This is a genomic window from Nannocystis sp. RBIL2 (assembly GCF_026626745.1).
Taxonomy (GTDB): domain Bacteria; phylum Myxococcota_A; class Polyangia; order Nannocystales; family Nannocystaceae; genus Nannocystis.
In genome coordinates, this window is the sequence record NZ_JAPNJW010000001.1 from 6,169,881 (window position 1) to 6,190,095 (window position 20,215).

Genomic DNA, 20,215 nt, shown 5'->3' on the forward strand with positions numbered 1-20,215 from the left:
GGCTGATTCCTCCTGCGGCGCGTCAGCGCTGGAAGTCCTCGGGGAAGTGCTCGAGCGCGCTGAGCACCGGGGCGGGGGTGAGGCCGCCCATGGCGCACAGCGAGCCGTGGGTCATGGTGTCGCAGAGGTCGCGCAGGAGGGCGAGGTTGGGGCCGCGCCGCTCATTGTTGCGGATGCGATCGATGACCTCGACGCCGCGGGTGCTGCCGATCCGGCACGGGGTGCACTTGCCGCACGACTCGATGGCGCAGAACTCCATGGCGTAGCGAGCCATGAGCGCCATGTCGACGGTGTCGTCGAAGACGACGAGGCCGCCGTGGCCGATCATGCCGCCGGCGGCGGCGAAGACCTCGTAGTCGAGCGGGACGTCGAACTTCGACTCGGGCAAGTACGGGCCGAGCGGGCCGCCGACCTGGACCGCGCGCACGGGCCGGCCGCTGGCAGTGCCGCCGCCGTAGTCGTAGACGAGCTCGCGCAGGGTGAGGCCGAAGGCTTTCTCGACCAGGCCGCCGCGCTTGATGTTGCCGGCCAGCTGGAACGGCAAGGTGCCGCGCGAGCGACCCATGCCGTAGTCGGCGTAGAACTGCGCGCCGCGGTCGAGGATGATCGGGACGCTGGCGAGGGTGATGACGTTGTTGATGACGGTCGGCTTGCCGAAGAGGCCGGAGATCGCCGGCAGCGGGGGCTTGGGCCGGACCATGCCGCGCTTGCCCTCGAGGCTCTCGAGCATGGCGGTCTCCTCGCCGCAGATGTACGCGCCAGCGCCGCGGCGCAGCTCGATGTCGAAGGCGCGGCCGCTGCCGAGGACGTCGCGCCCGAGCCAGCCGGCCGCCCGCGCGGCCTCGATCGCCGCCATCAAGGTGCGCTCGGCGTCGGGGTACTCGGAGCGGAGGTAGATGTAGCCCTGGTCGGCGCCGACGGCGAGGCCGGCGATCGTCATGCCCTCGAGCAGGACGTAGGGATCGCCCTCCATCAACATGCGGTCGCTGAAGGTGCCGCTGTCGCCCTCGTCGGCGTTGCAGCAGACGTACTTCTGCGGGCCGGGGGCGCCGGCGACGGTTCGCCACTTGATGCCGGCCGGGAAGGCGGCGCCGCCGCGACCTCGCAGGCCGCTGCGCACGAGCTCCTCGACGATGTCACTACCTGTCTTTGCGGACAGGGCGGCGCGCAGGCCCCGGAGGCCGCCGTGCTCCTTGTAGTCGGCGAGGCTCAGCGGGTCGGTGAGGCCGACGCGGGCGAAGGTGAGGCGCTCCTGGCCCTTGAGCCAGGTGATGTCGTCGGTGCGGCCGTGCGCGAGCGGGTGGGCGCCGCCGCGCAGGAAGTCGGCGGCGAACAGCGAGGCGACGTCGGCGACGTCGACCGGGCCGTAGGCGACGCGGCCGGCGGGGGTGACGACCTCGACGAGCGGCTCCAGCCAGCACAGGCCGCGCGTGCCGTTGCGGACGATCTGCACCGGCTCGCCGCGCGCGGCGGCCTCGCGGGCGATCGCTGCGGCGACGTCGTCGGCGCCGACGGACCGCGCGGTGGCGTCGATCGGGACGTAGACGATGTGAGTCACGCGCGCTCCTCCGCGGGGGCGACGAGCGTGTCGACCAGGCGGTCGAGGCGCTCGCCGGTGAGGCGGCCGCGCAGCTGACCGTCGAGCAGGAGCGAGGGCGCGGCGGCGCAGTTGCCGAGGCAGTAGACCGGCTCGAGAGTGACTGCGCGGTCCGCCGAGGTCTCGCCGAACTTGCAGCCGAGGCGCCGCTCGAGCGCGCCCGCGAGGGCCTCGCTGCCCATGGCCTGGCAGGCCTCGGCGCGGCACAGCTTGAGGATGTGGCGCCCCGGGGGCTCGCTGCGGAAGTCGTGGTAGAAGCTGACGACGCCGTGGACCTCGGCGCGCGAGAGGTTGAGGGCGGCGGCGACGCGACCGATGGCCTCGGCCGGGATGTGGCCGAGGCGGTCGGCGATGCCGTGCAGGACCTGCAACAAACCGCCGGGCAGGTGCCCGCTGGCGGCCAGCGCCTGGTCGATCGCGTCGGAGCTCATGGCGGCCAATCTACCGAGTTCCGGGCCGGGCCCCAAACGCGGAGTGATCGCTGCCGCCTCAGCGAGTGATCCGGATGCCGCCGCTGTACACGGTGAAACGGCCTTCGCGTACGAAGCCGAGCAAGGTCATGTCGGCCTCGACCGCGAGCTCGACCGCAAGGCTCGACGGTGCGCCGACGGCGGCGAAGATCGGGATCTGGGCCATCAGGGCCTTTTGGACCAGCTCGAAGCTGGCGCGCGCGCTGACCAGCAGGACGGCGTCGGTCGCGGGCAGCTGGCCCGCGAGCAGGAGGGCGCCCACGAGCTTGTCGACGGCGTTGTGACGGCCGACATCTTCACGCAGGAGACGAAGCTCACCACGGAGGTCGAACAGGCCGGCCGCGTGGATCCCTCCGGTCGCGACGAAGGTCGCCTGCGCCCGCAGCAGGGCGCCGGGCAGGCCGGGGACCACCGTGGCGGCGAGCTGGGGGAGACCCGGGGTCAGCGGGCCCGGGGGCTGCGCGCGCAGGTTGTCGAGCGAGGCCCGGCCGCACACGCCGCAGGCGGAGGTCATGACGAAGCTGCGCTTCGGGACAGCTTCGGGGAGGCGCACGCCGGCGGCGAGGTCGACGCGGACATGGTCTTCCGAGCAGGTGATGCCGGCGATCTGCTCGCGGCTGCGGACGATGCCCTCGGTGAAGAGGAAGCCGGCGGCGAGGTCGGCGTCGTCGCCGGGGGTGCGCATCGTCATCGCCAGCCGGCGCGGCTCGGGGTCGTCCGCGGTGACGATGCGGATCTCCAGCGGATCTTCGACGGCCAGCAGATCGCGGCGAGCGCTGACCTCACCGCCGCGGTGGAGGACCGCGGCCACCGGACGCGTGCGCGGGTCGGGCGAGGTCACGCAGAGAGGATGCCGAACTCGCGGCAGGCGGGCACGAAGTTCTCGTTCTTGTGGCTCGAGCGACTGAGCTTGTAGAGGGCGAAGCGCTGCAGCGGGGCGAGCGCCGCCCACTGCGCGGGGACCAGCGTGACGCCCTCGGCCGCGGCCTTGGCGACGACCTCGTCGGGCACGCGGGTGGGGTCGGCCCACGCGGGCGCGGGCTCGACGGCGCAGCGCGCGGGGGGCTCGCCCATGCGCTTCTCCACCATGTCGACGACTGCGGCGTCGAACCGGCGCACGCCGTCGACGCCGGCGGGGTCGGGGCCATCGAGCAGGGCGACGACGGCGCTGCGCTGCTCGGGGCCGAGCTTGACCCACTCCTTGAGCGAGAGCTTGATCCCGCACAGGTCGAGCTGGTGCCGCACGGCCATCGGGATGCAGCGGAGGTCGGTCTGGAAGTCGCCCTCGAAGGCGAACAGGGCGGGGTGTCGCGGCACGAGCCGGAGGCTATCGCAGGCCCGCGGCCGGCGCCAGCGCGGCAGGGATGGGACGGTCACGAATTGCGGGCGAGAGTCAAGCGGCGAAGGACGGGACCTGTCCTTTGGGGAACATGTCCTCGGGGACAGGCGATCGACTTGACCACGACGGAGCGTCGGTGAAAGCTTCGCGGCGATCATGGCGCCGCCGGACGAAGACGACGGGTCCGACCTCGAGAGCCTGCTGCGCGGCAGGTCGTTCGAGGACCGGACGTTCACCGGGCTCGAGATGCAGGAGGCCGACCTCGCGGGCAAGGAGTTCGCGGGCTGCACGTTCGTCGGCTGCAAGGCGCAGGAGACCCGCTGGCGCGGCTGCCGGCTCGAGGACTGCGTGTTCGACCGCTGCGACCTGACGCAGGCGCGACCGGCGGGGATGGTGGCCGGCAAGCTGCAGTTCCGCGGCTGCAAGCTGATGGGCGTCGAGTGGACGGAGCTCGGCCGCTTCGTCAACCTGGGCTTCTCCGAGTGCACGCTGCAGTTCGCGTCGTTCCTGCGCCTGAGCCTGTGCCGCACGCAGTTCGTCGACTGCACGATCACCGAGGCCAACTTCTTCGAGGTCGATCTCGGCGAGGCGGACTTCCGCGGCAGCTCGCTGACCGGCAGCGTGTTCCGCGGCTGCAAGCTGCGCAAGACCGACTTCTCGGGGGCGACGGGGGTGTTCGTCGACCCGGCCGCGAACGAGGCCCGCGAGGCGATCGTGCCGGTGGAGTCGGCGGTGCTGCTGGCGATGCACCTCGGGCTGCGGGTGGCCGGCTACTCGGGGCCGGCGGCGAAGTCGGAGCCGGGGCGCGCGGGTCGAGGGCGGCGCAAGTAGAAGGGCCTCGCCCGAGGCCAGGGCGCGAGCGCACCGCGGACGTCGTCCTCGCGCGCGCGCCCGCGAACGCGCAGGCGGGCTTGCCAGGACCGGTGTTCCAGCGTCTCATCGGGGGATGAACGAGCTTGCGCGAGGTCTTGGACGGGCGGGGTGGATGGCGGTGCTGGTGCTGATCGGCTGCAGCGGGGACGACCCGGGCGCGACGACCGACAGCGGGACGTCGACGGGTACGAGCACGAGCACGAGCACGGGCGAGACGACGGACACGCCGACGACGGGGGAGCCGGGGACGACGACGACGACGACGACCGGTGAGCCGGTCACGACGACGACGAATCCGACGACGACGGGGGAGCCGGGGACGACGACGACGACGACGAGCACGACGACCACGGGGGTGGACAGCACGAGCACGACGACGGGGCGGCCGATGACTGCGTGCGGCGACGGGATCCTCGACCCCGGCGAGCTGTGCGACGGCGACCAGCTCGGCGGTGAATCGTGCGAGTCGCAGGGCTTCGACGGCGGCGAGCTCGGGTGCCTCGATACGTGCGAGTTCGACACGCAGAATTGCAGCGCGTGCGGCGACGGCAACGTGGACGCGGGCGAGGGGTGCGACGACGGCAACGTCGATGCGGGCGACGGCTGCGACGCGGAGTGCCAGGTCGAGGCGTGCGACCCCGACGGGCTGTACACGATCGAGGGGGCGCCGATCGCCTACTCGTGCTGCAACGCGCTGGTGTCGGTCAACATCACTGCGTTCACGTTCTCGGGCGACGGGGCGACGATCGTGTCGAGCCCGTCGAACCCGATCGGCATGACGGGCGATGCGACGATGTGCCCCGACGGCGACTTCGCCAACGAGGGCTCGATCGCGGGCGGCTGCACGGAGACGTACGCGCTCGAGGGCGACTTCGTCGACAAGGACACGTGGTCGGGCACGTACCGGCTGACGTTCACGGGCAATCAGTGCTCGTGCTTCAACGGGATGCTGGGGGCGCCGTGCGTCAATCAGATGTTCCCGATCACCGCGAAGCGGTGACGCGTGGCGCGTGGACAGGCCCGCGGGGAGTTGATAGACCTGCCTGCGCATGCGAGGCACGACGCGGCGAATGACTGGGCGGGTGAGCGCGAGCGCCGTAGCGAGCGCGCGACGGTGGGTCGCGGGCGTCCTGAGCGCGGTGCTGGCGTCGTGCGGGCCGCGTGCGGCGTCGCCGACACCCGCGCCCGAGCCACAGCCCGTGGTGAAGGCGGTGGAGCCGGCGCCGGTGGTCGCGGCTCCCGTGGTGCCGCCCGATCCGGCGGAGCAGGTGGCGTTCGAGCCGTCGGTGCTGGCGTTCGGTCGCTGCCGGCAGGATGACGCGGAGGCGGGGCCCTTCGTGGTCGGGGGCGCGGTCGAGAGCTGGGGCGAGGGCGAGCCGCTGTGGGTGATGACGAACGCCGGCGGGCTGGTGCGCGCGGCGGCGGGCAAGTCGTTCGAGTACTGCGGAGCAGGCATCGCGCAGTCGAGCGCGGCGAAGTCGAGCGAGGGCGAGGAGACGTGCGTGAAGGCGGTGACTCTGGTGACGGAGGCGCCGCTGCGCTGCGACGAGCCGCTCGGCAACGGAGCAGCCAAGCCGTACACGGTCGATCCCGGTCCGCCGCTCGACTTCGTGTTCGCGTTCCATCGCCGCCACACGCCGCCGACGCCGGTGCGGATGAGCTTCGCGGTGCGGGTCCACGCGGTGTGCCAAGATCCCGAGAAGGACTTCGACGAGCCGGGTGCGATGATTCCGGTGGCGGACCCGGCGGCGCCGATCGACGGGCAATTCGAAAGACAGATCGCGGGGCTCGGCAAGCAGCGCTGGCGGGCGGTGCGGGTCGATTTCACTAAAATTGAAAATGACGCGAGCGAGGCGCCGCTGCACGTGCTGCACGCTGCCGAGCACGGGCGCAAGGTCAAGGCGGCGCGCTGGTCGGTGCTGCGCGAGCAGGCCGACGGGTCGGCGACCGAGCTGGTGGCGAAGGCGGACCGCTCGTGGCCCGACTCGTTCCTGCTGCGCGATCACCAGTGCGGCCTGCCGTTCTCGCTGCCGCTGCCGGCGCTGGCGTTCACGCACGGGCAGAAGCTGCACTGGGTGACTGTCGAGGACGCCGAGGCGAAGATCGTGGCGCGGGTGTGGGAGGTCGGCGAGTCGCTGCGGCGCGTGATGGTGCTGCCGGTGGCGCTCAGCTCGCCGAAGTGGTGAGCCGGTTCAATCCTCGCAGAGGCGCTGGTACTCGAGGCCGTGGAACCGACCTGAGGCCGGCACACCGTCGGCGCGGTCGAGGTGGGCGGTGAGAGTGGCGAACTCGCAATTCATCGAGGCAGGCCTGAGGCGGAAGGTGTAGTCGCCGGGCGAGACGGGGAATCGGAGGATCTCGAGATCGCCGAGGCGCTGTCGCTCGGGCGGCTGTTGCTGGAGCTCGTAGATCTGAAGCTCGTTGTCGCCGGTGCAGTCGCCCCAGTCGACGCGCACGGTCAGGTGCCCCGGTGCCTCCACAGTGAGGCGGGCGTTCTCGGGCGCCAGATCGGGCGGGCTGTGCCAGGCGTGGAGGACGTGCGGGCGATCGAGGGTGACGAGCTGCCACCGCTCGGCCCAGCACGACATACCGCGCAGGCGCGGCACGCGACCGCCGCGGCGGCAGCGGCCCCGGTGGCAGCGCGGCCAGCCGAGTGGGGTATGGACGCAGTCCGATGCGGGCACGCCGCATTGCGCGGCGAGGCCTTGCTCGAGAGACGCGAGCGAACGCTCGGCGGTGGCGACATTCGCGTAATATGAAGACAGGCACGGCTCCGGCACGATCTCGACGCAATCGCTGTCCTGCTCGCAGAATCCGAGGGCTTCGCGGGCCGGTAAATAGGCGCTCACTGCCTGACCGCAAGCCTCGGCGTCGCGCGCCTGCGAGGACAGCAGGAACGGCGGCTCGGGCCGGGCGCAGGCCGCGAGCAACAGCGCGACTGCGATCGAGATCGAGCGGCTGATTCGTAGCGTCGTCATGAGGCGGGCGTCGGCGAGAGGGTCGGTGCATCCCGATCGCCGGCGCCGGGCATCAGTATAGGCCAGGCCGAGGTGCGAAGCAGGACCCGCTCGCGCGGACGCGAACGCGGTCAAGCGAGGGCGCGGCGCAGGGCGGCGAGCTGGCTGGCAACGAACGCCTTTGAAATGCTCTTGTTGCGAAAATTGTCGAAGCCGTGGAACACGCCCGGGACGACCTCGAGCTCGACGGGGACGCCGGCGGCGACGAGGCGGCGCGCGTACTCGAGGTCCTCGTCGTGGAACAGGTCGAAGGTGCCGACGCCGATCCACGTGGGCGGCAGGCCGGCGAGAGACTCGGCGCGCGCGGGGGCGGCGTAGATCGGGACGTCGGCGCCGCCGGGCTCGCGCGCGAGGTACGAGGTCCAGCCGAAGCGGTTGCTCGCGGCGTTCCAGATCCGGTGATTTTCGCCGTCGATGTTTCTGCCGACGGTGCGATCGTCGAGCATGGGGTACACGAGCAGCTGGAAGGCCACCGGGACCTCCTGGCGGTCGCGGGCGAGCAGGGTGAGCCCGGCCGCGAGGCCGCCCCCGGCGCTGGCGCCAGCGACGATGATGCGATCGGGGCGCACGCGCAGGGCGCCGGCGCTGGCGTGAATCCACGTGAGGGCGGCGTAGAGGTCGTCCATCGCCGTGGGGAAGGGGTGCTCGGGGGCGAGGCGGTAGGTCGGCGCGACGACGGTGATGCCGAGCTCGCGCGCATACAGGCTCGCCAGCGCGTCGTCCTGCGCGGGGGAGCCGACGATGAAGCCGCCGCCGTGGATCCACAGCATCACCGGCGTGGGCCCGCTGACGTCGGTGGGCGTGAAGACGCGAGCGGTGCCTGCGCCCGGGATCGATCGCAGCGAGGCGCTGACGCCGGGCGTGCTGCGCGGGACGCCGCCGCTCGGGGCGATCCGGCGCATGAACTTGACCAGGCGCGGGCCGAAGGCGAAGCGAGGGATGAGTCGCGCGATGAAGGCGAGGTCGGGATGGAACTGGCTCATGGCGGGTCCTCCGAGGATAGCCGCTCGCGCGCCGCGACTGACGAAGATGCGATGACGTCAGCGCGCGACGATCGTCATCGGCAGGCCGTTGGCGAGGCCCAGAGTGCCCTGCATGACCCACTGCGGCTCATAGCCGGGGCGCAGCTTCGGCGTGAAGCGCTGCGCGAGCATGACCAGGAGCACGTGGCTCTCGAGCAGGGAGAAGTTGTTGCCGATGCAGATCCGCGGGCCGGCGGCGAACGGGTGATAGGCGTGGCCGTGGCGGGCCGCCTCGCGCTCGCGGGTCCAGCGGTCGGGATCGAACCTCTCGGGGTCGTCCCAGAACTGCGGGTGCCGGTGCGTGTAGTACGGCGACAGCATCACCGCGGTGCCGGCGGGGACGTCGAAGCCGGCGAGCTTGTCGGCGGCGACGGCGTCGCGCACGTAGAACGGGGCGGCCGGGTAGAGGCGCAGCACCTCCTTGACGATCTGCAGGGCGTAGGGGAGCTGCCGCAGGTCGTCGGCGGTGGGCGGGCGCCCGCCGAGCACGCGGTCGAGCTCCTCGTGCAGGCGCTCGGTGACCGCAGGATTGCTGGCCAGGGCGTACCAGGCGAAGGTCATGGTGCGCGCGGTGGTCTCGTGGCCGGCGAAGAAGGTCGTGATCGACTCGTCGCGCAGCAGGGCCTCGGACATCGGCTGGCCGGTCTCCTCGTCGCGCGTCTTCATCAGGCGCGACAGCAGGTCGTCGGGCCAGGTCGACTCGTCGCTGGCGCGCCGCTGGGCGATGACCGCGGCGATCGATCGATGCACCGTCTCGCGCGCGGCGAGATAATCGCGGTTCTTCGTCGTCGGCACCCACAGCGGCAGGTAGAAGCCCGTCATCGCGGTGTCGGCGAACGCGATCATCGTCCCGACCGCGTCCTTCATCTGATGGATCGACTCCATCGTCTCGGTGCTGAACATCGCCTTGAGGATGATCGAGGCGGTGATGTAGGTCATCTCCTCGGCGATCTCCACCTCGGCGCTCCGGGCCGCCAGCTCGTCCCAGCGCGCGACGAGGCGCGCCCCGTCGCGGATGAACAGGTTCGCGTAGGTCTGCACGCCCTTCGGCGTGAAGAACGGCGCCATCAGCTTGCGCTGGCGTCGCCACAGCTCGCCGCTGCTGGTGACGAGGCCGTCGCCGATCAGGTACTTGCGCACCGAGTCGTAGCTGTCGCGCTTGTCGTAGTTCTGCCGGTGCGAGACGCTGACGTGCTCGACCGCGTCAGGGTGCATGGCGAACAGCAACCTGCGCCGACCGATCCGCACCTGAAACACGTCGCCGTGCTCGCGCCACTGCTTGCCGACGAAGTCGAGGAGGCCGCGCGTGCGCACTCCGTGGAGGAACTTCAAAAATCCAGGTCCGGGCGTCTGCATCGTCAACTCCGCGGGACCCGGGCGAGCTGGAGGAGAGAATGGACTGCTTCGGCCTTCGGCGGGGCGCGACGATGCATGTGGTTCGGAGCTCCTGGCCGCGGCAGGGCCATGGGACAGCGTTCGAGCGCGACGGTTGGTTGCCGGCGCAGCCTGGCATATGGCTCTGTAGATCGCAACAAGATGTTGCGAAACGGCCGCCGGCCGCGGTACGCTCGCACACGAGCCGGGATGAGCACGAAGGGCCAGGGGCGGCGAGGGTCGGAGGCGCGGGGCGAGGCGGTGGTCCGCAAGGTGCTCGCGGCCGCGCTGAGCGAGGCCGGGCGCGCGGGCTACCACGGGCTGCGGATCGAAGAGGTCGCGGCGCGAGCAGGGGTCAACAAGACGACGGTGTACCGCCGCTGGCCGACCAAGCAGGCGCTGCTGCGCGAGGCGCTGCTGTCGATCACCAGCGAGGTGTTCACGTCCCCCCGCACGGGCTCGCTGCGCGCCGATCTGCTGGCGTACGTGCGCCGCAACGCCGCGCTGGCCGCCCGCCCCGAGTACCGCGGGCTGTTCCGGATCTTCGTCGCCGAGGGCGAGGACGCGGAGCTGCTGGCGATCGTGCGATCGCTGCGCGAGGCGTTCGAGCCGGTGCCCCGCGCGGTGCTCACGGCCGCGCGAGCGCGCGGGGAGATCGGCGCAGGGGCCGACCCGGCGCTGCTGTTCGAGGTGCTCGGCGCGGCGCTCAACTGGTGGCTCTTCTTCGAACAGACGCCGATCGACGAGGCGTTCCTGCGCCGGCTGGTCGACCTGATGGTGTCTCACATGTCTCAGCGCGCGGCCGATTCGGCGGACATCACCGTGGAGAAGCTGCTGGCAGCGCTCGACTGCGGCCGCGCCACGCTCTATCGCTACATCGACCGCGGGCTGCTGCCGCCGCCGCTCGAGAGCCGCCGCGGACGGCCGGCCCGCTGGAGCCCGGAGGCGCTCGCGCGGGCGAAGAAGATCCGCAAGCTGCTCGCGCAGGGGTTCACTCTGGCGGCGATCGAGCAGCGGCTCGCGGAGGGCTAGCGCATGGCCGCGAGGGGCGGTGAGACAACCGAGACAGCATCCGATCATCGAGTACGGATTGCGGAGGGCTCGGCCTGCCGCTTTCGCTGCCGAGGCACACGAACCACGCGCCCGAGCCGACACCGTAGAGGGCCTGGTAGGCGCTCGCCGCATCGACTTCGGAGCTCAAGTTGTGATGGCACCGGTTTGACCATTGTCGGCGAGCTCATACATATATTCCTTCAACCACTCGATGGCCCCGCTCACAGCCTCGTAGTATGAATTCGTCGTGCCAAAGTATAGTCGAACAGCGCGGAGGCGCAGCTGGAAGTGCTCGAAGTCCTGGTCCAATTGCTCGACACGGCCGATCCGTCGAATCAGTGGATCTTCCCTTCGCCGGATACGCTCGCGCCGCGCGACTGAGCGGCTCGCCGGCGTTTAGCGAGTTCTCTCCGGTCGACGAGCATCACCTCGAGGTCGGTACGACAGGCGCGCGAGGCACGCTCACGGCCGCCCTAACACGCGGCGGGACTGGCGAGGGCGCCGAGATGGCGCTCCTGTTCGAGCTCCGGTGGACCGGTCGACGAAGCCGGCCGACGAAGGGCCGGTGCCGGCAAGTGGGCATTGTGAAGCCGGGCGATACAGCGCCGTGAAAGAAATGCCGATAGTCGGCAGGCTGGGGGGTCTCTACGATGATCGGACGGAGCCTACCCATGTATTTCGAGCGTGTTCGTCTTCGTGTGTCTCACGCAGTCGCAGTCGCGGGGCTGCTCGCCTGCGGCAGTCCAGAGCCCTCCAGCACCACGACCGAGAGTTCGACGGTGAACGAGACCGAGGCGTCGACGGGCCCGAGCTCCTCGACTGGTGATGCCAGCGGGCCGGGCGCGAGCGATGGCACGACGGGGACCGACGGGTCGAGCGAGGGGACGACGGGGACCGGAGCGCCGACGTCGACCACTGCGAGCGAGACCACGGAGACCGGGGCGGCGGCGCCGTCTTTCGCCGAGGTCTACGAGTCGGTCTTCATGCAGCGCGGGTGCCTCTCCAATTATTGCCACGGCGGGACACAGACCGAACTCGTCATGTCGGACGAGGCCGTCGCGTACGCCAATCTGGTCGGGAGCGCAGCGACGGAGGCCTCGTGCGACCTGAGCGTGCGGGTGGTCCCCGGCGCGCCGGAGGAGAGCGTGCTTTGGCGCCGCGTCCGACCGGCCGCGCTCGACGCCGGTGACATGTGCGCGGCGAAGATGCCGCTGGGGACGATGGGCCTCGAGGAGGCCGAGGCCCAGCTGGTGTACGACTGGATCGCCGCGGGCGCGCCCCGATGATCGCGGGCCTCGCCGATCCGGCTCAACCGGCCGCCTGCGCCTCGCGGGCGATCGCCTCCACCTCGTCCCGCGTCAGCGCGATCGTTCGCGCCGCCCAGTTCTCCTCGAGGTGCGCGAGGGAGCCGGTGCCGGGGATCGGGAGCATCACGGGCGAGCGCGCGAGCAGCCAGGCGAGCGCGAGCTGGGCCGGCGTCGCGCCGTGCCGCTGCGCGACCTCGTCGCGGACAGGTTGCGACTCGCCGAGGTTGCCGCTCGCCAGCGGGAAGAAGGGCAGGTAGGCGATGCCGCGGGCCTCGCAGGTGGCGAGCACCGCGTCGGGCGAATCCACCTCGGCGTGCGTGGCCCGGGCCAGCGGCCCGCGCCCGCCCGCAGTGTTGTAGAGGTTCTGCACCGCCACGATCGGCGTCCGGGCGAGCGCGTCCAGGAGCTCCGCGGTGCCGACGTTGCTGAGCGCGAGGTGGCGGATCTTGCCCTCCTTCTGCAGCTCGATCATCGCGTCGAGGGACTCGCGGAAGGGCACGCCGGAGCCGGGCATGTAGCGGAGGTGCGTGACGTCGCAGCGCTCCAGCCGCAGGGTGCGCAGGTCCTCCTCGCAGCCCTGCCGCAGCTCCTCGGGCCGCGCGAACGCGGCCCACGACTTGTCGGGCAGGCGCTTGCCGCCGAGCTTGGTGGCGATGACGAGATCCTTCGGATACGGATGCAGCGCCTCGGCGATGAGCTGGTTTGCCACGTGCGGGCCGTAGAACCAGGCGGTGTCGATGAAGTCGATGCCCAGCTCGATCGCCCGCCGCAGGACTGCACGCGCGTGGGCGGGATCGTCGGGCTCGCCCCAGACGTCCTTGCCGGGCAAGCGCATGGCGCCGTAGCCGAGGCGCGTGACGGTGAGATCGCCGAGGCGAATGGTGGCCGGGGAGGCGGCGAAGTCGTGGTGCTCGTGCGAGAGGTCGACGCTCATGGCGGGCAAGCTAGCCGGGCGGCGCGGGCGTAACTTGGACGATGTTGGCGCTGCATGGAGCGCGCGAACCTGCCGGGCGTGACGCCGAAGATCCGGCGAAAATGGCGGTGGAGCTGGCTCTCGTCGAAGAGGCCGACGGTGTGGGCGACCTGGGCGCCGGTCATGCCGGCGGCGAGCAATTCGGCGGCTTTGGCCACGCGCAGGCGCGTCAGGTACTCGTACGGCGGCATGCCGATCTCGGCGCGGAAGGCCCGGATGAGGTGGAACTTGTCGGCGCCGGCGTGGGCGGCGAGCGCGTCGAGGGTGACGGGCTCGGAGAGGTGGGCGCGCAAGTAATCGCGGGCCCGGCGGACCGCCCGCGGGGCCTTGTCGCGCACGGGCAGCTCGCCTCGCTCGGTGCAGGTGGCGAGCACTTCGGTGAGCGTCTCGGTCACCAGCGCCTGCAGCTCGTGCGTGGCGGGGCCGCGTTCGGCGAGCGCCTCGTGCATGGCGGTGGCGAGCGCAATAGCCCGCGGGGCGCGGCCAGGCTCGAGATTCACGAAGTGCACCGGGCGCGGGATGCCGAGGGTGCGCGCGGCCTCCTCCACCAGGTCGGAGGCGAAGCCTGCGCCCTGAAGCGTGACGGGAGCGTGGATGCGCACGTCACGGTAGACCTCGCCGGGCTCCTTGAGCTTGAGGCCGCCGGCCGCGACGGTGCGCACCACGCCTCGATACCAGCCTTCGAAGGCGCCCTGCAAAATCACCATGACGCCGTATTGGTCGGAGTATACGGACAGCGGGCTCGCGACGTCCTCGACGCGGTACATCCGGAGCCCGTCGATGCCCTCGGGGCGCCAGTGCTCGATGCGCGGGCCGTCCTCCCGCGAGCGCCCGCGCGCGGTCCGTCCGAGAGCCTGGGCTGAGCCATGTCCCATGGAGTCATGGTAGCCGACGGCGCGGGCCGTCGACTTGGGCGATGTTGGCGTGAACTTGTTATGCTGGTGCGGTGCGCCGCCTCGCCCTATCGCGTTCGCGACGCTCGGCGGCTTTCTCTTCCCCCTCGAGAAGGGCGATCTGCAGCAGCAGCTCGAGGACGGGGCGCTCTCCGAGGCCGAGGGCTACGACCTCGGCCGGATCCCGGAGAACCGTCAGCGCGGGGTCTACGAAAGTCTCGCGAGGCACCGGACGTTCGGCTCGGCGGAGGGAGCGTCTGCCTCCCGTGGTGCGCGGCTTCAACGGCCTGCGAAAGGAGTACCACGGATCCGGCGCAAGAACTCGGTCGCCGCGGGAGACGGATTGGCGCTGGACGCGAGCACTTTGGCCAGCATCGACAGCGGGTGCCCTTCCTCGGGGCGCGAGGACACAAAGTGGAGCCTCGCGCCGACGGCTTTTTGGCGGGCGACAGTACGACGCGAACCGCCGGCGACCGGACGAGCTTGATTGCGCAGCGCCAGCCCCAGGGCGAAGCGTCCGAGCTCGACCAACCGCTCCTCTTGCTGCGGGTCCAGGGCGCCGCTCCGGCTCGCAATCGCCATCAACTCGGCATACAGGATCTTCGAGGCGAGGTCGAAGTCCCGGATGTCCGCGCTGTACTCCTTCTCGGGCTCTGGCACGCCCGGAGTCCGTACGAAGCCCCAATCCGCGGCCAGCTCGTACCGCTCCCACATCGAGTCCTTGAAGCTCGCGTCCTCGCGATTCTTGCCCAGGGTCGGGTCCGCGAGCGGGACTTCGAGGAACCTTCCGAATCCGAACCTCGTGCCGGTGATTTTCGCGTAGCTGCGCATGAACTCGCGCGCAGGAGCAGTCGCGCGGGTCCGCGGTTCGCCGTCCTGGAACGGGAACGGCCCCTCCACGACGTCATTGCTCAACACGTAGAACTGCTTTCTCTCGATATCGTGGATCACCAGCATCGCGTGATCGATGGCCGTGACGAGGCGCATCTCGACCCGCAGCTTGGCGCGCCGGATCACCCGCGAGAGCTCGTAGGCGACGTTGAGCGCATAGACTCCGCAGTCCTGGACGACTCGACCGATATAGTCTCGCGGCATCTCCGAATCGAGGTAGTTGATTCCGAAGTCGCGAATGTTGAACTCGGAGTGCTTGGTGAACACGCGCAGCCCCTGCTCCATGAGCCCCAGCAGGGCCTGCAGCGGGTCCGAACCCTCCTCCGCCAGCGCGGGATAGAGCGCCTCCCAGACCCGGACCCGATGGTCGAGCCGATGCATCCGCTGCCGGAGATCATGTATCCGACCTGTCCCCGCTCGTTGACGGACTGCTGCAATTCGGCCGTGATCACCCGTGCGGTCCGGCCGGGTTCTGCCAGATTGGGGATGTCTTCGGCGATCTTGGGGAGGTCGGTGAGAAGCAGCGCGGACTGCCGGGCCATCTGAGCCGCCCGCTCGAGTTGGCCTTCAGCTCGCGCTTCGCGCTCGAGTCGTCGATACATCGAGACAATGGCGCGCATGACGTCCTCCGGCCGCGTTCCGTTGAACTCCTGCGTCGCCCCCTCCGCCGGCGGCTGCGTTCCTCCCTCGACCCGCTGCGACCGCTGTCGTGAGAAGGCCTGCAGGTTGACCTGTGCGCGCATGAACGCGAGCTTGAGCATCCGCTGCGCGGACCGATGTTGGCCCTCACGCGCCATCTGCTCGGCGCCGCGGAGGAGCGACATTTCGTCCGTCGGAGACTCCGGAGGACCGCCCACCGCGTTACGGATGGTGAAAGCCGTTTCCAACTCGCCGAGCACGCGATGCATCAGCGGCAGCTCACCGAGGATCGCCAGCGACCTGGCCACATCGGCGCCCTTGGCGCGGGCGTCCTCGAGCTGCATGGCATCCACGAGACTCGCCGCCAGCGCCCGGGCGTGGTCGGGCCGGAGGGTGACCGCCGGGTCGAACTCACTGAACAACTCGTTGAAGCTCTTCCACCCGGGTCTGGGCCTTCCCACCACCCGCTCCTCCACGGGCCGTCGTGCCGGCTTCGAGTTCGGTTGCACCTTCATCAATGGTTTGTACATTCGGTCCCCCTCTGTGCCCGCTTCGCCGACGCCCACCCGCACCCGGAGTGCTGGCCCGGGCATTGCCATTCACACCTACGGTCGGCGCCGGCCCGAAAGCCGTCAAGGCAGCGAGAGCGAGCGAGGGATCGGGCGGCGCGCGACAGCGGCGCCGCGGACGTTCGATACGGGCGACGCCCCGATACGGGAAGCGAGCTACGGTCGAAAAACGCACCACCCCGTCACGAGCGATCGCGCAGCCGCGCGTTGCCGGACGCCGGCTCCGATGGCACTGTCGTGGTGATGCCGCGCCGGCCCTCGCACCGCCTGCCCTTCGCCGTCACGCTGCTGGCGAACCTCGTCGCCTGCGCGGGTCCGGCGGCCACGCGACCCTCCGCGCGGACGCCTGCCGATTCGGCGGCCGCGAGCGATGCGAGCGCGGCCTCAGTGCCCCCTGCGCCTGCCCCGGCCGGCGACGCCGAAGCCTCCGAGGCGCAGGTCCGTCACGGACGGACGACCTCGGTCGTCCCGCCGGTCCCCGCGCAGGACAATTCCGACGCCGACATCTGGGACGGCCCCGACACCATCGAGCGCGTCGACCCGCGAGCGCCCGCGCGGCGGCGATGATGTTCGCCGCTCGCCGCGGAGGGGACGAACTCGACGTTCTCGACGATCGCGCGTGACTCGTCCGTTTCGCTGGCGGCGACGATGCGGCCGAGGCCTCGCGCAGTTCGCGAAGGGTCGGCGCCGCGGGGACCCTCGAAGCGAATCATCGATTCATGTCAGGTGAAGCTGACCGAGCGCCCTCGCGGCTGCGGTCAGGCGCCGACGTAGTCCGCGAGGTGTTTGCCGGTGAGGGTGGAGCGGGCGGCGACGAGGTCGGCGGGGGGGCCCTCGAAGACGACCCGGCCGCCTTCGTGGCCGGCGCCGGGGCCGAGGTCGATGATCCAGTCGGCGTGGGCCATCACTGCCTGGTGGTGCTCGATGACGATGACCGACTTGCCGGACTCGACGAGGCGGTCGAGCAGGGCGAGCAGCTGCTCGACGTCGGCGAGGTGGAGGCCGGTGGTCGGCTCGTCGAGGACGTAGATGCCGCCCTCGTCGGCCATGTGCGTGGCCAGCTTGAGCCGCTGGCGCTCGCCGCCGGACAGCGTGGTGAGCGGCTGGCCGAGGCTGAGGTAGCCGAGGCCGACGTCGGCGAGGCGCTCGAGGATCGCGTGCGCGGCCGGGGTGCGCGCCTTGCCGGCGCCGAAGAAGGCCTTGGCCTCGGCCACCGACATCGCCAGCACCTCGCTGATGTCGCGGCCGCCGAAGCGGTACTCGAGCACCGAGGCCTGGAACCGCTTGCCCTCGCACTCCTCGCAGGGGGTGGCGACGCCGGCCATCATCGCCAGGTCGGTGTAGATGACCCCGGCGCCGTTGCAGGCCGGGCAGGCGCCCTCGGAGTTGGCGCTGAACAGGGCCGGCTTGACGCCGTTGGCCTTGGCGAAGGCCTTGCGGATCGGCTCGAGCAGGTCGGTGTAGGTGGCAGGGTTGCTGCGCCGCGAGCCGCGGATCGCCCCCTGATCGACCGCCACCACGCCCGCGCCTGCGGGGAGCGAGCCGTGCACGAGCGAGCTCTTGCCCGAGCCGGCGACGCCGGTGACGACGACGAGGACGCCGAGCGGGATGTCGACGTCGACGTTCTTCAGGTTGTGGGCCTTGGCGCCGCGGATCTTCAGCTTGCCGGTCGGCTTGCGCACCTTCTTCTTGAGCGCGGCCCGGTCGTCGAGGTGGCGGCCGGTGAGGGTGCCGCTCTTGCGCAGGCCCTCGATGGTGCCTTCGAAGCAGATCGTGCCGCCCGCAGTGCCGGCGCCGGGGCCGAGGTCGACGACGTGGTCGGCGATCGCGATCGCCTCCGGCTTGTGCTCGACGACGAGCACCGTGTTGCCCTTGTCGCGCAGCTGCAGCAACAAGTTGTTCATCCGCTGGATGTCGTGCGGGTGCAGGCCGATCGTCGGCTCGTCGAAGACGTAGGTGACGTCGGTGAGCGACGAGCCGAGGTGGCGGATCATCTTGGTGCGCTGCGCCTCGCCGCCCGACAGCGTGCCCGACGGGCGCGAGAGGCTGAGGTAGCCGAGGCCGATCGCCACGAACGAGTCGAGGGTGTGCTGCAGCTTGCCCAGCAGCGGCGCGACCGACGGCTCGTCGAGGCCGCGCACCCACTCGGCGAGGTCGCTGATCTGCATCGCGCAGGCGTCGGCGATGTTGATGCCCTCGATCTTCGACGACCGGGCCGCCTCGCTGAGGCGGGTGCCGTTGCAGTCGGGGCAGACCGAGAAGGTGACCACCCGCTCGACGAAGGCGCGGATGTGCGGCTGCATGCCGTCGACGTCCTTCGACAGGAACGACTTCTGGATCGTCGGGATCAGCCCCGCGTAGGTCAGGTTGATGCCGTCGACCTTGATCTTGGTCGGCTCCTTGTAGAGCAGGTCGTTGAGCTCTTTCTTGGAGAACTTGCGGATCGGCTTGTCCGCGTCGAAGAAGCCGCAGCCGCGGAAGATGCGGCCGTACCAGCCCTCCATGCTGTAGCCGGGGATCGTGACCGCGCCCTCGTTGAGCGACTTGCTGTCGTCGTACAGCGCGGACAGGTCGAAGTCGTTGACGTTGCCCCGGCCCTCGCAGCGCGGGCACATGCCGCCGGTGATGCTGAAGCTGCGCTTCTCTTTGGTGGTGGTGCCGCCGCGCTCGACGGTGACGGCGCCGGCGCCCGAGATCGAGGCGACGTTGAACGAGAACGCCTGCGCCGAGCCGATGTGCGGCTTGCCCAGCCGGCTGAAGAGGATCCGCAGCATCGCGTTGGCGTCGGTGGCGGTGCCGACGGTGGACCGCGGGTCGGCGCCCATGCGCTCCTGGTCGACGATGATCGCGGTCGTCAGGCCGTCGAGCACGTCGACCTCGGGCCGCGCCATCGACGGCATGAAGCCCTGGACGAAGGCGCTGTAGGTCTCGTTGATCAGCCGCTGCGACTCGGCGGCGATCGTGCCGAACACGAGCGAGCTCTTGCCCGAGCCGGACACGCCGGTGAACACGGTCAGGCGACGCTTCGGGATCTCGAGGCTGACGTCCTTGAGGTTGTTGACGCGCGCGCCCTGCACGCGGATCCGATCGTGGTTGTCGGCGGCGTGCAGCGCAGGCGACTGCGTGTCCGTCCTGGTGGCCTTGCTCATCGTGTCTCCCTCGGTTGGGCGGGCCCGCCGTCGCTCCGCCGGCGCCCCTGGCTCGATCTGTCGGCGTTTGAGCGGTCCGTCTTCGGCGACGGTCCGCAGTCTACGGAGCGGCGCCCAGGGCGGTCACGACGGCGTGCGCCGGGGGGCCCGACCCTGCTCCTGGATGCGGATCATGTTGCCCGCGGGATCGCGGACGGCGCAGTCGCGCACGCCGTAGGGCTGATCGGTCGGCTCCTGCACGATCTCCGCGGTGCTGGCCTGCAGCCGCGCGAACACGCCGTCGAGGTCGGGGGTGGCCAGCAGGAGGCTGGCGTAGGTGCCCTTGGCCATCATCTCGGTGATGGTGCGGCGCTCGTCTTCGGTGACGCCGGGGTCGGCGGCCGGCGGGTGCAGGACGATCGAGGTGGCGGACTGACCGGGAGGGCCGACGGTGATCCAGCGCAGCCCGTTGTAGCCGACGTCCTTGCGGACCTCGAAGCCGAGGAGGTCGCGGTAGAAGGCCAGGGAAGCGGCCGGATCGGTGTGCGGGAGGAAGCTGGCGTGAATGGTGATGTCCATGGCCGTCATGCTAGGTGCGGCTCGCGGCCGGCGCTTCTCGATTCCTGACCGGTCGCGTGACTTGCTTCGCCAGGCAGGACGGCATGCCCTCCGTGGCCTGCGCCGCCTCGCGGCGGTAGACGCTGGGCGGGACGCCGACGAGCTCGGTGAAGCGCGTGCTGAAGGTGCCCAGCGAGGAGCAACCGACCTCGAAGCAGACCTCGGTGACGCTGAGGTCGCCGCGACGCAGCAGGGCCATCGCGCGCTCGATGCGCCGCGTCATCAAGTAGGAGTAGGGCGACTCGCCGTAGGCGAGCTTGAACTGACGGCTGAGGTGCCCGGCCGACATGTTGACGCCGCGGGCCAGCGCCTCGACGTCCAGCGGCTTCGCGTACTCGCGGTCCATGCGGTCGCGGACGCGGCGCAGCTTCACGAGCTCCTGCAGATTCGGCGCTGCGGCGGGTCTGCTGGTCACCTGCGCGAAAATGCCACGTCGCATCGGAGTTGTCTAG

General features: G+C 70.7%; 19 protein-coding genes. 6 read left to right on the forward strand and 13 right to left on the reverse strand.

All coding sequences use genetic code 11. The annotated features are described in order from the left end of the window. Positions 1–22: 22 nt before the first annotated feature. The 4 genes from OV090_RS24600 to OV090_RS24615 are packed head-to-tail and all read right to left on the reverse strand — an operon-like array spanning position 23 to position 3,384. On the reverse strand, positions 23–1,558 hold the full coding sequence (locus tag OV090_RS24600; protein ID WP_267706834.1) for a formate dehydrogenase beta subunit: 1,536 nt from the start codon (positions 1,556–1,558) through the stop codon (positions 23–25). Beyond that, entirely contained in the window at positions 1,555–2,028 is a 474-nt protein-coding gene (locus OV090_RS24605; protein WP_267706836.1) for a formate dehydrogenase subunit gamma, read from the reverse strand. The genes OV090_RS24600 and OV090_RS24605 overlap by 4 nt, the downstream gene beginning before the upstream one ends. Before the next feature lie 58 nt (positions 2,029–2,086). Next, positions 2,087–2,908, reverse strand: a complete 822-nt coding sequence (gene fdhD, locus OV090_RS24610) for a formate dehydrogenase accessory sulfurtransferase FdhD (protein WP_267706838.1) — start codon at positions 2,906–2,908, stop codon at positions 2,087–2,089. Next, the gene (locus OV090_RS24615; RefSeq protein ID WP_267706840.1) at positions 2,905–3,384 is read right to left on the reverse strand and encodes a nitrate reductase associated protein; all 480 of its coding nucleotides are present in this window, start codon (positions 3,382–3,384) and stop codon (positions 2,905–2,907) included. The genes fdhD and OV090_RS24615 overlap by 4 nt, the downstream gene beginning before the upstream one ends. A 178-nt stretch (positions 3,385–3,562) precedes the next feature. Between OV090_RS24615 and OV090_RS24620 the strand changes: the two genes are divergently transcribed. From OV090_RS24620 to OV090_RS24630, 3 genes are all read left to right on the forward strand, one after another. Beyond that, a complete protein-coding gene (locus tag OV090_RS24620) occupies positions 3,563–4,237 on the forward strand; it encodes a pentapeptide repeat-containing protein (RefSeq protein WP_267706842.1) in 675 nt (224 codons plus the stop codon). Between the two features lie 115 nt (positions 4,238–4,352). Then, positions 4,353–5,279, forward strand: coding sequence for a hypothetical protein (locus tag OV090_RS24625; protein ID WP_267706845.1), 927 nt, complete (start codon positions 4,353–4,355; stop codon positions 5,277–5,279). A gap of 199 nt (positions 5,280–5,478) precedes the next feature. Next, positions 5,479–6,465 (forward strand): hypothetical protein, encoded by a 987-nt coding sequence (locus OV090_RS24630; protein ID WP_267706847.1) that lies wholly within the window; start codon positions 5,479–5,481, stop codon positions 6,463–6,465. Between the two features lie 6 nt (positions 6,466–6,471). Here OV090_RS24630 and OV090_RS24635 read toward each other — a convergent pair whose 3' ends face one another. From OV090_RS24635 to OV090_RS24645, 3 genes are all read right to left on the reverse strand, one after another. Continuing rightward, the gene (locus OV090_RS24635) at positions 6,472–7,257 is read right to left on the reverse strand and encodes a hypothetical protein (RefSeq protein ID WP_267706848.1); all 786 of its coding nucleotides are present in this window, start codon (positions 7,255–7,257) and stop codon (positions 6,472–6,474) included. 110 nt (positions 7,258–7,367) lie between these two features. After that, positions 7,368–8,279, reverse strand: a complete 912-nt coding sequence (locus tag OV090_RS24640) for an alpha/beta hydrolase (RefSeq protein ID WP_267706849.1) — start codon at positions 8,277–8,279, stop codon at positions 7,368–7,370. 57 nt (positions 8,280–8,336) lie between these two features. Beyond that, positions 8,337–9,674 (reverse strand): cytochrome P450, encoded by a 1,338-nt coding sequence (locus OV090_RS24645; protein ID WP_267706850.1) that lies wholly within the window; start codon positions 9,672–9,674, stop codon positions 8,337–8,339. 228 nt (positions 9,675–9,902) lie between these two features. On the opposite strand from OV090_RS24645, the gene OV090_RS24650 reads away from it, so the two are divergent. Then, on the forward strand, positions 9,903–10,724 hold the full coding sequence (locus OV090_RS24650) for a TetR/AcrR family transcriptional regulator C-terminal ligand-binding domain-containing protein (RefSeq protein ID WP_267706851.1): 822 nt from the start codon (positions 9,903–9,905) through the stop codon (positions 10,722–10,724). A gap of 719 nt (positions 10,725–11,443) precedes the next feature. Next, positions 11,444–12,031 carry a hypothetical protein gene (locus OV090_RS24655; RefSeq protein ID WP_267706852.1) on the forward strand — a complete coding sequence of 196 codons (588 nt, stop codon included), beginning with the start codon at positions 11,444–11,446 and terminating at the stop codon, positions 12,029–12,031. Positions 12,032–12,053: 22 nt separating this feature from the next. Here the strand turns inward: OV090_RS24655 and OV090_RS24660 are convergent, their stop codons facing one another. The 3 genes from OV090_RS24660 to OV090_RS24670 all read right to left on the reverse strand — a co-directional run bounded on the left by OV090_RS24660 (position 12,054) and on the right by OV090_RS24670 (position 15,190). After that, positions 12,054–12,986 carry an aldo/keto reductase gene (locus OV090_RS24660; RefSeq protein WP_267706854.1) on the reverse strand — a complete coding sequence of 311 codons (933 nt, stop codon included), beginning with the start codon at positions 12,984–12,986 and terminating at the stop codon, positions 12,054–12,056. Next, entirely contained in the window at positions 12,983–13,900 is a 918-nt protein-coding gene (locus tag OV090_RS24665; RefSeq protein ID WP_267706856.1) for an AraC family transcriptional regulator, read from the reverse strand. Before OV090_RS24665 ends, OV090_RS24660 begins: the two co-directional genes overlap by 4 nt. A gap of 297 nt (positions 13,901–14,197) precedes the next feature. Beyond that, the gene (locus tag OV090_RS24670) at positions 14,198–15,190 is read right to left on the reverse strand and encodes a hypothetical protein (RefSeq protein WP_267706858.1); all 993 of its coding nucleotides are present in this window, start codon (positions 15,188–15,190) and stop codon (positions 14,198–14,200) included. A gap of 1,064 nt (positions 15,191–16,254) precedes the next feature. On the opposite strand from OV090_RS24670, the gene OV090_RS24675 reads away from it, so the two are divergent. Continuing rightward, positions 16,255–16,584: a hypothetical protein gene (locus tag OV090_RS24675; protein ID WP_267706860.1), complete on the forward strand. Its 330-nt coding sequence runs from the start codon at positions 16,255–16,257 to the stop codon at positions 16,582–16,584. A gap of 191 nt (positions 16,585–16,775) precedes the next feature. On the opposite strand, the gene OV090_RS24680 is transcribed toward OV090_RS24675, so the two are convergent. From OV090_RS24680 to OV090_RS24690, 3 genes are all read right to left on the reverse strand, one after another. Then, positions 16,776–19,166: an excinuclease ABC subunit UvrA gene (locus tag OV090_RS24680; RefSeq protein ID WP_267706862.1), complete on the reverse strand. Its 2,391-nt coding sequence runs from the start codon at positions 19,164–19,166 to the stop codon at positions 16,776–16,778. A 123-nt stretch (positions 19,167–19,289) separates the two neighbouring features. Beyond that, entirely contained in the window at positions 19,290–19,733 is a 444-nt protein-coding gene (locus OV090_RS24685; RefSeq protein ID WP_346660375.1) for a VOC family protein, read from the reverse strand. A gap of 1 nt (position 19,734) precedes the next feature. Further along, positions 19,735–20,178: a helix-turn-helix transcriptional regulator gene (locus tag OV090_RS24690; RefSeq protein ID WP_346660400.1), complete on the reverse strand. Its 444-nt coding sequence runs from the start codon at positions 20,176–20,178 to the stop codon at positions 19,735–19,737. Positions 20,179–20,215: the final 37 nt, after the last annotated feature.